We start from the raw sequence: 13,946 nt of genomic DNA, 5'->3' as shown, positions 1-13,946 counted from the left end.
GCATATCCATTTATAGTAGATTTTTTATGCATGAGATCTCGGTTTGGTGGGCTTTTTCTGGTCGTAGCCATGCCCACCTACCACCATTGTAGGATAAGACTCCGCCCCATGCACCGATTATTCTACGGTCTTTAATTGGATAATTTGTTGTTTTGTCAGTTTTCGATGAGGTGGATAAACGGTTTTTGCTTTGCCTTGCTTCAAAGCAGATTATCATGTATATAAAACTAATGAGGAGGTGTTATCATGATACGCCAACTAGTATTGCGCAACCGTAGTTACAGGCGATTTGATGAAAAACAGCTGATAAGCAAACAAACTCTTAGGGATTTGGTCGCTTTAGCACGCTACTCTCCTAGTGCAGCAAACTTACAAAATCTTCGTTACTGGCTTGTAGACACTCCTCATGCCGGTTTGTTCAAATGCTTAAAATGGGCAAATTATCTAAAGAATTGGAATGGACCTGCAGAAGGCGAACGCCCTGTAGCTTATATCATTGTTTTTGCTCCCACTTCTTGTTCAAAGTATTGTTATGTCGATACAGGTATTGCCTGTCAAAGCATACTTTTAGGTGCTACAGAACTGGGTTTGGGCGGTTGTATGATTGCAGCAATTGACAAAGAGAAATTGCGCCAACTGATAAGCATTCCGTCTAATCTGGACATTATGTTGGTTATTGCCTTAGGTGTTCCTGCCGAAGAAGTAGTAATTGACGACATTAATTCTTCGGGTAATATCGAGTATTGGCGCGATGAAAGAAATCGTCATCACGTCCCAAAATACGATTTAGATACTCTCATTTTAAACTGAGAAGCGTGTTTATTGTATCCAATTTGGCAATATAACAATATCTCTGCCATTGTTCTCGCTTGATTGGTAGTATCATGCCACTAAAAAATAGCATCTAGAGAACGTTGCACATCCATATAAAAGCCCCTGTGTTATTTTACTTCTGTATGTGCAACTTTCTTTCTTATTGTATGAGTGCCGCTTTATGCCTCCATTAATCAACTGTCTTTCGAAGCCATTGACAAAAATTGCCCATAGGCTTTTGCTGTTCTTATATGGATAACATTCAAGTTTTCAGCGTATTCGAAATATCTCGCCACCTCAGGCAGGTTATAGAAAGCAGTATCGAACCCCTGTATGTAAAAGGGGAAATCTCGAACTATGTGCACCACAGTTCTGGGCACATGTATTTTAATCTAAAAGACGAATATGCCACACTGAGATGTACTTTTTTTAAAGGGGCAAACAATAACCTAAACTTTAATCCGATGGATGGACAAAGCGTAATTTGTTTTGGTAAGATTACTTTATATGAAAAAGGTGGCTCCTACAATCTGAATGTTACTTCGATGCAACCTGCGGGAATCGGTGCCATGCAGGCTCGTTTTGAAGCCCTTAAGAAAAAGCTTATGGAAGAAGGGTTATTTGAAGAATCTCACAAAAAAAAGCTGCCCCCATACCCCGAAACTATTGGCATAGTAACCTCTCCTACAGGTGCTGCCTTGCAAGATTTATCAAATATCCTTTCGCGTCGATATCCTGTTAAAGCTTTTGTGTATCCGGCACTAGTACAAGGTAACGACGCTCCTCGTACCTTGATAAATGGAATAGAATTCTTCAACCAAAGTTTTCCGGTAGACCTGATTATTATCACTAGAGGGGGCGGTTCTCAGGAAGATCTTTTCTGTTTTAACGATGAGAATCTCGCACGAGCCATATTCAAATCGAACATCCCCATTATCTCTGCCGTAGGTCATGAAATTGATTTTAGCATCAGTGATTTCGTGTCTGACTTACGTGCTCCCACACCTTCGGCTGCAGCAGAAATTGCAGTACCTAATAAAGATGATTTACTAAACTATCTAAACTCACAAAAACAACGCCTTAATCTCACGGCAAAGAATGCTGTTGCAAACTATAAACAACAGATGAGCGAATATGCTCTTAAACTTTCTAAATTTCACCCCCAACGCCTTTGGCAAGACTATCAGCAACGTTTTGACCTGGCAGAAATGGCTTTAGCTAATATCAAACACTTTATCCGTGAACCCCAAAATACGCTTAAACATGCTGAAAATAAACTTATTATATCTGCACAGTATTCAATAATGACAAAATTGGAGCGAGGCATAAACGAGCTTAATTCCCTTGAGCAGCGCTTGAACATGCTTTGTAATAGGGGTATACAAGATATCTCTCTTAAACTAAAAACTAAAGCTGAAGTTCTTAATCAACTCTCACCTCAACTATTGATGCAAAAAGGATGGTCTGTTGCAATAAAGGACAACAAGATTATTAAAAGCGTTAATGAGCTACATCCAGGAGATATCCTTAGTATAAGGTTTGCCGATGGAAAAACTGCCGTTGAGGTTCTCGAAGAACAATGAAAAAGTTTTGCTTACTGCTATTCTTACTTATCTCTGTTCTGTATCTCTGTGCTGAAGTACGTTCGCTTTGGGTATTACCATGGAACATTACCAGCCCACAAGCAGTGGATAGAGTTATTAGTGATGCCCTTTCAAGCAATCAGAATGAATTATTGGTAGAAGTACGATATCGGGCAGATGCTTTGTATACTCCAAACAGACTTGGAAATAAGTATTACAACCCCGAGCCACGTAGTTATATATTGCAAAACGATGGTTTTGATCCTCTCGCATACACCTTACAACAGGCTCATGCTCACAATTTGAAAGTGCAGGCTTGGGTTATTGTATTCAACGCAACTCCCACTGCCAGAGAACTTGTAGAACATAACTATATTTTCACTAATTACCCACACTGGATTACTTATAACGAACAAGGAAATCAGATGCGCTCAAGTGAAGCATTTGGATATTTCATAGATCCCGGCCTCCCTGAGGTTCAAGACTATTTGCTGGATGTTATTAGCAATATCGTAAACGGATACCCAAAATTGGACGGGTTGCATCTGGATTACATCCGCTACCCAAGCTCACAGTGGGGATTTCATCCTATTTCAGTTTCACGTTTTGAAGATACAAAAGAAAATGGCGAAATGATAAGCTGGAATGAATGGAGAATACGTCAAGTAACGGAGTTTGTTAGCAAATGTAGTATCCGCGTAAAAAGCATAAATCCCAATCTTATGCTTAGCGCAGCAGTCTTCTCCAATATTTCGGAGGCCAGAATTTCATACGCTCAAGATTGGTACGATTGGTTAAAAAAAGGCATTGTAGATAGAGTATATCCTATGGCGTATCATTTGGATTACAATGTTTTTAGCAATCAATTAGATGAAATGCTCTACTACGGATTGGAACAAAACTTAGTAATTGGCCTAAGAGCATGGAATGCTAATGGCAAATCTCTGATGCCTAAGGATAATCCTGAATATAACCTTGAGCATATCATAAAGCGCATAAATCGTATTAGAGAGGGGAAATTTGGAGGAATTGCCCTGTTTAGCCACCATAGTATTACTCAAAATGGAGCTTTAGATTCTTTGGCACTTCTTAGCTATCCCCCCATAGAGAATAAATTGCCCATAGAGCCCATGTATACCGAAGAAAACGCTGCCGATGTTAAAGTAAATTTGGTCGCAGGCACTTATGTAATAGAAATAATGCTGCCAAAAGAAGGAAAATGGTTTTGGTCAATAAGCGATACCAACAACACCCTTATTTACAACAAGCAGCGGTTTTATTTTAAAGGTCTTAATCAAGAATTCTGGAATGGCAAACTTATCAATGGCACATATATTGCCCCCGGTAACTACATTTTTACGGTGTTTCATGAAGATGCCAATTATAAATATATGATTCCGATTAGTTTGGATAGCATTGTTCATGAGTGATCTTTCGCGTAAAGCAGGGCTACTCTCGCTGGCAGATTTTATCAGGTTTTTTATAAAAACCCTTCTTGGTATTGCACTTGCCCGAATTCTTAGTCCTGCAGATTTAGGCTCTTATCGACAATTATTCCTGATCTTCAGTACTCTTTCCGGCATTCTGCTTTTAGGCTTTCCCCAAAGCATGTTGTATTTTTTACCCAAAGCAGCAAATGAAGCCGAAATCAAAAGGATCATTAGCAGAACCTTTAGCATAGTTTCACTATTATCATTAATCTGCGCATTACTTATCTTTCTATCCAGCAAATATATAGCCAATATATTCAACAATCCTTCTTTATATATTTTACTCCCGCTTTATAGCATCTATCCAATATTCATGTTTGTCACTCAGATGTACAATTCAGTATTACTCGGTTTGAGGCAAACTAAAAAATCTGCAGTGTATTCCATCTTTGCCATTGCTTGCGATTTTATTTTGGTTTTAGGCACTGCTCTTTTGTTTAGAGATATCTATTACATTGTTTGGGCATTACTAGTTTCTGCAACAATACAATGGCTTTGGGCTTATCTCGATTTACGTTCACTAAAACTACACTGGTCACCAAGCATTTTCTCTGGATTTAAAGAACAACTCGCATACACAATCCCCTTGGGAGTATCTTTATTGATTGGAGTTTTAGGTGTTCAATTAGATAAGCTTATGATTTCCGGATTTTTTAAACCAGAAGATTTTGCAGTATTTTCCTTAGGGGCTATGGAACTACCACTAATTGGAATTTTGATAAATTCCGTAAATTCAGTTCTCCTCCCCCACCTCAGCTCCGGAGATGTTTCTGCTTTGTCTTCAACTTTTAAGGCTTCTGTGCGCAAAAATGCCATAATCATCTTCCCCCTGGCAACTGTCTTTTTTATTTTTGCTGCCGAATTTATGGTATTCTTATATGGTAGTATTTACGCATCATCGGCCTTGTACTTTAGAATATATCTTCTTATTCTGCCTCTACGAGTAGCAACCTATGGTATAGTGTTTCAAGCTATGGGTAAAACCCGACTGGTTATGATAGATTCTGTAATAATGATTGTGTTGAATACTGTACTAAACTATATATTTATCCGTATGTACGGCATGAAGGGAGCAGCCATCGCAACGGTGCTGGTATCTTGGCTAATCCTGCTTGTGTACTTATGGCAAATGAGGTTTTGTCTAAAAATAAAACTCTTAAGCCTGTTCCCTCCATCCAGCTTGCTACGAAATCTTTTGGCCGCATTGATCCCTGTTGTTGTGGTTATTCCTTTAGCTCATTTAATACACCTGTCTGTGCTACGCATGATCTTGGGAGGATGTATATATATGTTTTTATACCTTGTTGCAGCTCGTATACTTAAAGTCATCCAGCCCTACGACATACAGTTAGTAAAAGAATTTGCCTCCGATGTTATCAAGCGGAAGTTCTAGTGAAGACTATCTTATTTTATCCTGCTAAAAGCACTTTCATAGATGTGGACATCAAGATTTTAAGCGAGATCAGTCACCTGCAAACAATGTGCTTGCATCAAAACAACGGTAGATTCTGCTACTTCTTTTCATTGCTTGGCATTATTCCCAAAATTGCCTTGTTTCCCCAACACAAAATCTGCATTAGTTGGTTCGCAGATTATCATGCTCTGTTTATTGTGTTGGGATCACGGCTATTTAACAGAAAGTCTGTTCTTTTTATTGGGGGTTACGATGCTGTCCACTATCCCAAGCTTTCTTATGGTGTTTTCCACAATCGCTTAAGAAAACTCTGCGCTGTATACGCATTAAAGCACTGCGACCTTATCATAGCAAATCATAACGCACTGCTATCTTCAAATAACAAGTACTACAATCCTCATGGACATTCTGAGGGCGTATATAGATTGGTAAAAAATCTGCATACAAAGTCTATTGTAATCCATAATTGCATTACAATTCCAGCCCCTCATATCGTATCTAAGATCCGAAAAAAACAGATTTTGTGTGTGGGTACTACACCTCGTTTACAGGATTTCTATAATAAAGGCTTCGATTTACTGATGGAAGCAGTAATAGGTTTTCGAGATTGGCATTTTGTATTTGTGGGCATAAAAACCACTTGGCAAAAGATACTTGAGCCCGATTTTCATTTTTCCCATTACCAAAATCTCACCATTCATGCCTCAATACCACATCCCAAATTGCTTAGCATTATGAGCGAATCAGATATAGTTGTACAGATTTCTATATCTGAAGGTATGCCAAATTCACTAATGGAAGCTATGTTATATGGCTGTAAGGCTGTAGGTTCTTATGTTGCCGGAATTCCAACCATCATAGGAAACATGGGAGAAATCATCACTGAAAGAAAAGCAGAAGCTCTGCTTAAGGCCTTGCGCAAAACCATGCAGACCGAAACTGATAGGCAATCAATCTCGAATTGGATAGCAAACTCATTCCCATACGAAACCCGAAAGTCTAAACTGGAAAACGCTCTTAAAGACCTCGCTTAATCCGATTCCAACACTGATGATATGGTGCTTAACAGCTCATCTCGCATAAAAGGTTTTTGTAAGGTTGCTTTCGCTCCCAGCTTTTCTGCTAATGGCAAATAGCTATTGGGCCCAAACTTCCCTCCACCACTCATGGCGATAATCTTGATGCTGGGACACAATTCTAATAGTTCTTGAATAGTTTCCAATCCCTCTTTATCTGGCATTATGATATCTGTAATTACCAAATCTGGATTAAACTGCGCACACACCTCCAAAGCTTGATTGCCTTCTCCTGCCTGACGAACATCGTATCCCGCCTTAGATAGCATCTGTACTAATACATTGCGAAAGCTATCATCATCTTCTATTACAAGAATCTTGGGCATAATACAACCTCACTTTGAGTTTTTGAGTTCTTGTTAGCTTTAATATCACTAACAAAGGCATAATAATTATTTCAGCTTTTATGTAAAGCAAAATCTTTTGTCTGACTTTGATGCTTTGTTGAAATTATCCAACCAAACTCTACACTGATACCCGTTTTTGTGCGTCTATAGATTGATAACGTATTGATAGTCAACATGATACTTCTACAGAAACCAACACTTTTGCAAGCCTCATTAGTATTGTAGATTCATTAAGCTTCTCACTGGTGTTGAACTACTAATGCAAGAGGGAAAAGTATTATAACCTTAAGATTTGAAAATGCTGTATACAAAAATGGTGGCGAGACCCAGAATTGAACTGGGGACACAAGGCTTTTCAGGCCTCTGCTCTACCGTCTGAGCTATCTCGCCACACAGTGCTTTGCATTTGATTTAACAGCGCTTTTTTTGTCAAGCACAATTTGAAAAGAGTCTACTTTTTTAGCCTACAAGGGTAGTGGATGGCAGAACTGCGATCAGAAAAAGCCCACCAAACCGATATCTCAAGCATAGAAATCTGCTATATATGAGGATATGCGACGATCTCACGTATTAACTCAACGACAGCTAAATTGCCCCAAGCGCATTACAACTCCCCCCTCTTCCCATCTTTCGCTTAACAGGAGAATTAAGTAGGGTTCAAGTTTGGATCATGCCGTAGGAAGGGAGCATGTCCCCTTGAAGTATGCTTAAGTGTGAGATGAAGCAAGAAGTACAAAATGCCGTATAAGCCCGTAGCTGTAAAGGTAGAGCCCCATACAATAATGGTTGCAGCCAAGAATAGATACGTTAGTACCAAATCTTTATACAGTTTATGTACTCTCTGTTTTTGGCATTTTAGCCAGGTACAACGATATTGGGATTTTCTATTCTACTGTAACGCTTTTTGCCAAGTTACGTGGTTGATCTACATCGTAGCCACGAAGATCTGCCACATGATAAGCTAAAAGCTGCAAGGGAATTACAGTAAGAAGAGGCTGAAGATTAGTGAGAGTATCGGGAATGTATATAACGTTTTCACTAATCTTACACAATTCTTTATCGCCAGCAGTGGCAACTGTAATCAACCTAGCCTTGCGTGCTCGTACTTCTTGAAGATTGGAGTATACTTTATCATACAAGGGATCACTAGTTGCTATAGCTACTACGGGCATGTTTTTATCTATAAGCGCAATGGGACCGTGCTTCATCTCAGCTGCAGGATATCCCTCAGCATGAATATAGCTGATTTCTTTGATCTTGAGTGCACCCTCTAGCGCTACGGGATAATTTACTCCTCTACCCAAATATAAGGCATTGGTGCAATCTTTAATGCTTGCGGCAATCTCCCGAATTTGATCGTTTAGCTTTAGAATCTCTTCTACTTGTTGAGGAATTTGTTCTAATGCTTTTATGTATTCTTGCCCTTGAACTGCCGAGAGGTAATTCATTCTACCCAAAAAAACACTTAACAGGGTTAATATCGTTACTTGAGAAGTAAATGCTTTTGTGGAAGCCACGCCAATTTCACTTCCGGCATGAATATATGCTCCTCCATCACTTTCTCGTGCCACAGTTGAACCAACTACATTTGTAATCCCTAACACTCTGGCGCCCTTAGCTTTTGCTTCGCGCATTGCCGCAAGGGTGTCCGCCGTTTCGCCAGATTGGCTAATCACAAACACCAAAGTGTCTTCCGGAATAATCGGATTGCGATAGCGGTATTCACTGGCATATTCCGCATGTACGGGAATACGTGCCATATCTTCAATAATGTACTTTCCAATTAAGGCTGCATGAAACGATGTTCCACAAGCAATGAGATGAATCTGCTTAACTTTCCTTAGTTCAAATGGGGGTAAGTGCAAGCCACCTAATCGCGCTGTACCCATGTTTTCATTTATGCGTCCGCGAAATCCATTATCTATCGTTATTGGTTGTTCAAAGATTTCCTTGAGCATAAAATGTTTATAATTGCCTTTCTCTATGGCAGATATATCCCAATCTACAACGCTAATTTGGGGTTTTACGCTGGCTTTATCCAAGGTAGAGATCTCAAAACTATCTTTACGCACTACACAAAGCTCGGAATCTTGCAAATAGATCACGCGTTTGGTATGAATTATGATGGCACTCACATCACTAGTAACAAAATGTTCGTTATCGTTGATGCCAATAATTAGAGGACTCCCTTTGCGTACGGCGATAAGTTTATCTGGCTCTCGACGGCTAATTACTACTAAACCGTATGTACCTTCAACCAGCTTCATGGCTTCCCGTACGGCATCCTCTAAGCTTATCTTGGTGCTGAGGTATTGCTCAATGAGGTGAACAATTACTTCCGAATCTGTTTCACTTTTAAACGTATGCCCCAGATCAATCAATTGCTGACGTAGTAGTTTGTAGTTTTCTATAATGCCATTGTGCACAATTGCCACCTCTTGGTTGCAACTTGTATGAGGATGGGCGTTCAATTCATTGGGTTCACCATGCGTTGCCCAACGCGTATGAGCAATGGCAATATGCCCTTCACATTTAGAGGGTTCGGGTAAAGCGCGCTCCAATTCTATGATTTTTCCCTGTTTTTTGTACACCTCTAATTCACTATCATGTATCAGCGCCGTTCCAGATGAATCGTATCCTCTGTATTCTAAGCGTTTAAGTGCTTCAATGACAATCGGAAGAGCTTGTCTATTGCCAATATATCCAACTATTCCACACATTGTTTTCCCCCTGTAACTTTATGAAACATATATAGAGCCCATGCCAAAATAATCACGGCGGGAATTGCCAACCAGTAATGTAGGCTGTCCTCTCCAGATACAAAGAACTTCATGAAAGGCTTGGTAGCTAAGGTCATTATAATCAAGGCAAAACCGTTATTGATAGCATGAGAAAACATAGCGTTAAAAATCGATCCACTCCGCAGAGTGAGATATGCTAAAATAATACCTAGAATCAGCACTGGGATGAAACGAAAAGGATCCAGATGAAATGCAGCAAAGAATAAGCCACTTAATATAATGCTTGCTCTAATTCCGTATTTCTCGAAAAAGCGGATAAGAAAACCTCTAAACATCAATTCTTCGCATATTCCAGGCGCCACTGCGATAACCAAAAAACTGCCCCATAACGGTAAATCCATCTTAAACAGACCGCCCAACATTTTTAGATAGTTTTCCGGAAAAGGATATATAGTATTGATTACTTGGGAAAGCAGGGACACTATGATTGCAGCAGGAATTGCAATAAAAGGAATAATGAGTAATTCTTTCAGTTGGGGAGCTTTTAAGCGTAAGATCTTATTGCCGTCAAGCTTTAATGAGCGAATAATTAGTAAAACGGGCATGGCAATAATTAGCAATTGGGTCAGTACCAATCCTCGTGCCAAATCCTGCTGCTGCAAATACGAACCCAAATAGTACAATAGTAAAAGGGCAATGGTGTAGTAAACTAAACCATTGTAAGGATTAAAGAAGTTTGCTTTGTTCTTTTTGATGCCTTTCAAGCTTCCACTATCGTCATCCGATCTAAAGAGAATTCCTTCGGTGTTAAAGAGCTTGATGGTCCCCCAAATCGCCAAAACATCCAGTACTAAGGTACTAATAATCGTTATGAGCAAGTGGGATACCTGATAGTCGTTTATCATCACCGCCTTAAACAACAAAGAGATGTTGATTACAGGAATAATAGCCATCAAATTGCTCATTTCAATGGCAGGCAGAAAGCTAATCATCGCTAAAATCATAGAAACCATCATTAACGGTTGTTCATAAGTTCTGGCTTCCTTCATATTTCGACTAAACGTAGAGATGGAAAGCAAAACCGCAGCATACAGAGTAGCAAGGGGAAGCATCGCTGCCAAGAGAATAAGTATTGCCTTTATGGGCATCTGGGCACCAGCCATATCTAAGCCAGATCGAGAAAGCATATAGCGCATAGAGAAACTAATGCTGAAGAGATTGATAATCAGATTAAGCATGCTCAATGTGATTATGGTAAGATATTTACCTATTACTACTTCTCTTCTACCAACTCCCGAAACTAATAAGGTTTCCAGAGTTTTCCGCTCCTTTTCGCCCGCTACCAGGTCGGCGGCGACAATTGATGCCCCGGCTAACAACATAATTATCATGATATAAGGAAGAAACATGCCTAAGAGCATACCCATTTTTTTTTGAGAATCTGCTGTATCTCGTTTACGTACATCCACCAGATTCATCAGTTCGGGGCTAACACCCCTGTTTGATAGTTGTTCTTCGATAAGGGCATGCTCTGTAGCTTTAATTTGATCGGAAACCTTGCCATATATATGGTTGCTGCTTTCATTGGCGGCATCATATTGAATATATGTATGATACTTGCGTAAACCGGATATATCTACAGAATCCTTAATTGTTACAATGCTTTGGATATCTTTACTCAAATATAGAGATTGAACATTGTTGGCTGCGGGAATAACGGTAACATTTTCAATCTGGGAAAGTTCGGAAGCAATGCGCATCGAAATTTCGTTTTGAACACTATCTTGAATTGCCACAGTGCCCCCGCGTTCTTCTAATACTCCAGTTTGCCTGGTCATTATTGCATTAAACCCAATCATCAAAACAGGATAGAGAATAACCGGCAGCAGCAAAGTAGTAAAGAGTGTACGTTTATCTCTCAATACTTCCAATAATTCTTTGCGATATACGATCAAAATCTTAGAACTCATGTGCTTGCACCTCATTTTCGCCGTTAACTTGATTCACATAATGCACAAAGATATCATCCAGATCTGTTTGATTGGTAATTGCTCTTAGCTCATCCAAGCTTCCTTCTGCCAACAGTTTGCCCTTGTGAATCATAACGACTCTGTCGGCTAACCGCTCTGCCTCGCGCATAATATGAGTACTAAATAACACACATTTTCCCCTATCTTTGCAACTTCTAATGAATGATATGATGTTACGGGCTGTTAAGATATCCAATCCTGCAGTAGGTTCATCGAAGATCATTACCGGCGGATCGTGAATAATTGAACGAACAATAGACACCTTTTGTTTCATTCCGGTAGAAAGAAACTCGATTTTTTTGTCCATAAAATCGTTCATATCCAACAGCTCTGCCATCTCTTTCATTCTTTGATCAATAACAGATTCCGGCATAGAGTACAACCTGCCGAAGTACTGAATGAATTCAAACACTCGCAGACGATTATACAAGCCCGTATCACCAGACAAAAAGCCAAGGTTTTCACGCACTTTATGTGGATGGGTAAGAATATCCCATCCCTTTATTTTCGCTGTTCCCGAGCTTGGTCTAAATACTGTGGAAAGAATGCGCATAGTAGTAGTTTTGCCGGCACCATTTACTCCCAATAGACACACAATTTCACCTTCTTTTGCCTCAAAGCTGATGTTATCTACAGCATAGAAAGTTGTACCGTCTTTTTTGGGAAATTCTTTTACCAAGTTTTCCACACTTATCATGTTATCTCCCCATATTTTACACTTGTAGACACATTATCTGCCTAATGTATTGAAACAAAGACTTTTTGATGAGGTCTGTTCTCTTCTCAATCTTTCTTTTATATGCTGTGCATGATCTACACATTATTATAAACTTTCAATATTTTTTAGCGGTTTTGGTGCTGTGGCGGGGCTTACCCCTTCTTGAGTAAGGTATCCTACAACCGGATTCCCTAAAGGATTGCGAGATTCATCTTCTCGGTAAAATTCAACAGCTATTCGAATCGGTTTGCCATCGGCTTCGATTATATCGATTCCCTGTGCATCCTCCTCAAACTGATTTGTGTAAAGCCATGCCAAGCCTATTGCGGCAGTACCGGCCTGATCGTTCACATTTTTACGCTTAGAACCAATGGCTAATCGTTGCTCTAGGGATAGATTGGGAGAATTGATGCTAGAGCTTACAGTGCCTATTCTCTTTCCATTGCGATACACTCCCCTGCCGCTCACTATTCCCTCAGAAATAATAATATTAAGACGTTTATGAACTCCCTGAGCCAAAGCTCGTTCCAAGGCTGCTTTGCCAAGAAAATCTTGTTTGTTCATATCTATGGCAGCATCATATAAGGGAGCATTGATAGGATTATGATCAGGATCGTATTCTTGCCCCATCAAAGGCAAACCAAATGCACCTGCAGATATGCGGTTTTCATCTCTACCACCAAGTCCAACCAATAATCCACCCAGATCCAGTGCCTTACTAACAATCTGTTTAAAATCGTCCGCAGCTTGTTCTACGGGAATATATAATTCCCATCCCCATCGGTTGGTATACCCAGTGCGGCTAATATAATAATGAGCACCATTACGGTCGAATTCGTTGAAGGTAAAGAAGTTCATGTTTTTCTCGGGATTATTGCGATTCTTAAGCACCTGAACGCCATAGATATCTTTAATAAGTTTGTAGGAAAGAGGACCTTGGATATCCACCTTAACCAACTGATCGGATATATCTTCCGCTTCAACCTCTTCTTCTGCTTGTTTCAGGCTCATAATGCGATCGATATCGGCAATTAGCTCCACTTTATCGCCATTATGCTCAACCGTATCTGTAATATCGTGTCCGGCATTGATTACAGCGATATATTCTTCCGGGGATACTCTCATTAGAATCATATCGTCCTGAACTCCGCCTGCTTCATTTAAAAGCAAAGTATATTTACATGCTCCAACTTTCATATCTACAAAATTAGCCCCTAAACTTCTATTCAATAAGTTTGCAGCATCTTTCCCCTTAAATCTAATCTGTGCCATATGATCAATATTATACACTGCCACTTTATTGATTGCCGCAGCTTCTTCCAAAACAGAAGTAAGGTAGTTTACAGCCATATTATATTGACCAAAATTGCTGCGTTTTATGCTTTGTAAACTAAGGTTTTTTTGCTTTGCCAAAAGTGGCAGATACCAGTTTTCTTCCATATCGAAGAGATATGTTTTCCTAATATTTTCAGGAAAATTGAAGCCGTACTTGCTCATTTCTTATCTCCTAAAAAGGTTTTTCTTAGCAATATCCTAAAACACTGCTTTTTTGTAAAGCCATTTTTACGATTTTTTGACTAAAATTGCAATTTTAGAGGATATCTTTCAACCACCTGTTTCAATCAGTTTAGCAATTTGAACATATAGATAAGTAGTCATGCCCTACCAATCTTATTTTTAGCTTGTTTAACCTGAATTATGCCAATACACTTTATTAGTAAGCTTCTTTCCTAT

The 13,946-nt window shown here is 39.5% G+C and carries 10 protein-coding genes and 1 tRNA gene; 5 read left to right on the top strand and 6 right to left on the bottom strand.

Features of this window, described 5'->3' with window-relative positions; translation table 11 throughout:
- Window positions 1-246 precede the first annotated feature (246 nt).
- From LHW48_06765 to LHW48_06745, 5 genes are all read left to right on the top strand, one after another.
- On the top strand, window positions 247-810 hold the full coding sequence (locus tag LHW48_06765) for a nitroreductase family protein (protein MCB5260157.1): 564 nt from the start codon (window positions 247-249) through the stop codon (window positions 808-810).
- Window positions 811-1,064: 254 nt separating this feature from the next.
- On the top strand, window positions 1,065-2,396 hold the full coding sequence (gene xseA, locus LHW48_06760; protein ID MCB5260156.1) for an exodeoxyribonuclease VII large subunit: 1,332 nt from the start codon (window positions 1,065-1,067) through the stop codon (window positions 2,394-2,396).
- Window positions 2,393-3,826: a family 10 glycosylhydrolase gene (locus LHW48_06755; protein ID MCB5260155.1), complete on the top strand. Its 1,434-nt coding sequence runs from the start codon at window positions 2,393-2,395 to the stop codon at window positions 3,824-3,826. Before xseA ends, LHW48_06755 begins: the two co-directional genes overlap by 4 nt.
- Window positions 3,819-5,279: an oligosaccharide flippase family protein gene (locus LHW48_06750; GenBank protein MCB5260154.1), complete on the top strand. Its 1,461-nt coding sequence runs from the start codon at window positions 3,819-3,821 to the stop codon at window positions 5,277-5,279. Before LHW48_06755 ends, LHW48_06750 begins: the two co-directional genes overlap by 8 nt.
- Window positions 5,279-6,334, top strand: a complete 1,056-nt coding sequence (locus LHW48_06745) for a glycosyltransferase family 4 protein (GenBank protein ID MCB5260153.1) — start codon at window positions 5,279-5,281, stop codon at window positions 6,332-6,334. The genes LHW48_06750 and LHW48_06745 overlap by 1 nt, the downstream gene beginning before the upstream one ends.
- Here the strand turns inward: LHW48_06745 and LHW48_06740 are convergent.
- From LHW48_06740 to LHW48_06715, 6 genes are all read right to left on the bottom strand, one after another.
- Entirely contained in the window at window positions 6,331-6,702 is a 372-nt protein-coding gene (locus LHW48_06740) for a response regulator (protein ID MCB5260152.1), read from the bottom strand. The two genes, LHW48_06745 and LHW48_06740, sit on opposite strands and share 4 nt — an antisense overlap.
- Before the next feature lie 335 nt (window positions 6,703-7,037).
- A tRNA-Phe gene (locus LHW48_06735) sits at window positions 7,038-7,113 on the bottom strand.
- Between the two features lie 494 nt (window positions 7,114-7,607).
- On the bottom strand, window positions 7,608-9,443 hold the full coding sequence (gene glmS / locus LHW48_06730) for a glutamine--fructose-6-phosphate transaminase (isomerizing) (protein ID MCB5260151.1): 1,836 nt from the start codon (window positions 9,441-9,443) through the stop codon (window positions 7,608-7,610).
- Entirely contained in the window at window positions 9,431-11,434 is a 2,004-nt protein-coding gene (locus LHW48_06725) for an ABC transporter permease (GenBank protein ID MCB5260150.1), read from the bottom strand. Before LHW48_06725 ends, glmS begins: the two co-directional genes overlap by 13 nt.
- Entirely contained in the window at window positions 11,424-12,191 is a 768-nt protein-coding gene (locus LHW48_06720) for an ATP-binding cassette domain-containing protein (GenBank protein ID MCB5260149.1), read from the bottom strand. Before LHW48_06720 ends, LHW48_06725 begins: the two co-directional genes overlap by 11 nt.
- A 126-nt stretch (window positions 12,192-12,317) precedes the next feature.
- On the bottom strand, window positions 12,318-13,709 hold the full coding sequence (locus LHW48_06715) for an aminomethyl transferase family protein (GenBank protein ID MCB5260148.1): 1,392 nt from the start codon (window positions 13,707-13,709) through the stop codon (window positions 12,318-12,320).
- Window positions 13,710-13,946 lie beyond the last annotated feature (237 nt).

It is taken from the genome of Candidatus Cloacimonadota bacterium (assembly GCA_020532355.1).
Lineage (GTDB): Bacteria > Cloacimonadota > Cloacimonadia > Cloacimonadales > Cloacimonadaceae > UBA5456.
Note: the sequence above shows the minus strand (reverse complement) of the source record. Positions and strands in the feature narration are given on the sequence as shown.

Bases quoted from the DNA above. Each gene is read 5' to 3' on its own strand.
- xseA (MCB5260156.1), top strand. From the start codon at position 1,065: ATGGATAACATTCAAGTTTTCAGCGTATTCGAAATATCTCGCCACCTC.
- LHW48_06750 (MCB5260154.1), top strand. From the start codon at position 3,819: ATGAGTGATCTTTCGCGTAAAGCAGGGCTACTCTCGCTGGCAGATTTT.
- glmS (MCB5260151.1), bottom strand. From the start codon at position 9,443: ATGTGTGGAATAGTTGGATATATTGGCAATAGACAAGCTCTTCCGATT.
- LHW48_06725 (MCB5260150.1), bottom strand. From the start codon at position 11,434: ATGAGTTCTAAGATTTTGATCGTATATCGCAAAGAATTATTGGAAGTA.
- LHW48_06740 (MCB5260152.1), bottom strand. From the start codon at position 6,702: ATGCCCAAGATTCTTGTAATAGAAGATGATGATAGCTTTCGCAATGTA.
- LHW48_06715 (MCB5260148.1), bottom strand. From the start codon at position 13,709: ATGAGCAAGTACGGCTTCAATTTTCCTGAAAATATTAGGAAAACATAT.
- LHW48_06765 (MCB5260157.1), top strand. From the start codon at position 247: ATGATACGCCAACTAGTATTGCGCAACCGTAGTTACAGGCGATTTGAT.
- LHW48_06720 (MCB5260149.1), bottom strand. From the start codon at position 12,191: ATGATAAGTGTGGAAAACTTGGTAAAAGAATTTCCCAAAAAAGACGGT.
- LHW48_06755 (MCB5260155.1), top strand. From the start codon at position 2,393: ATGAAAAAGTTTTGCTTACTGCTATTCTTACTTATCTCTGTTCTGTAT.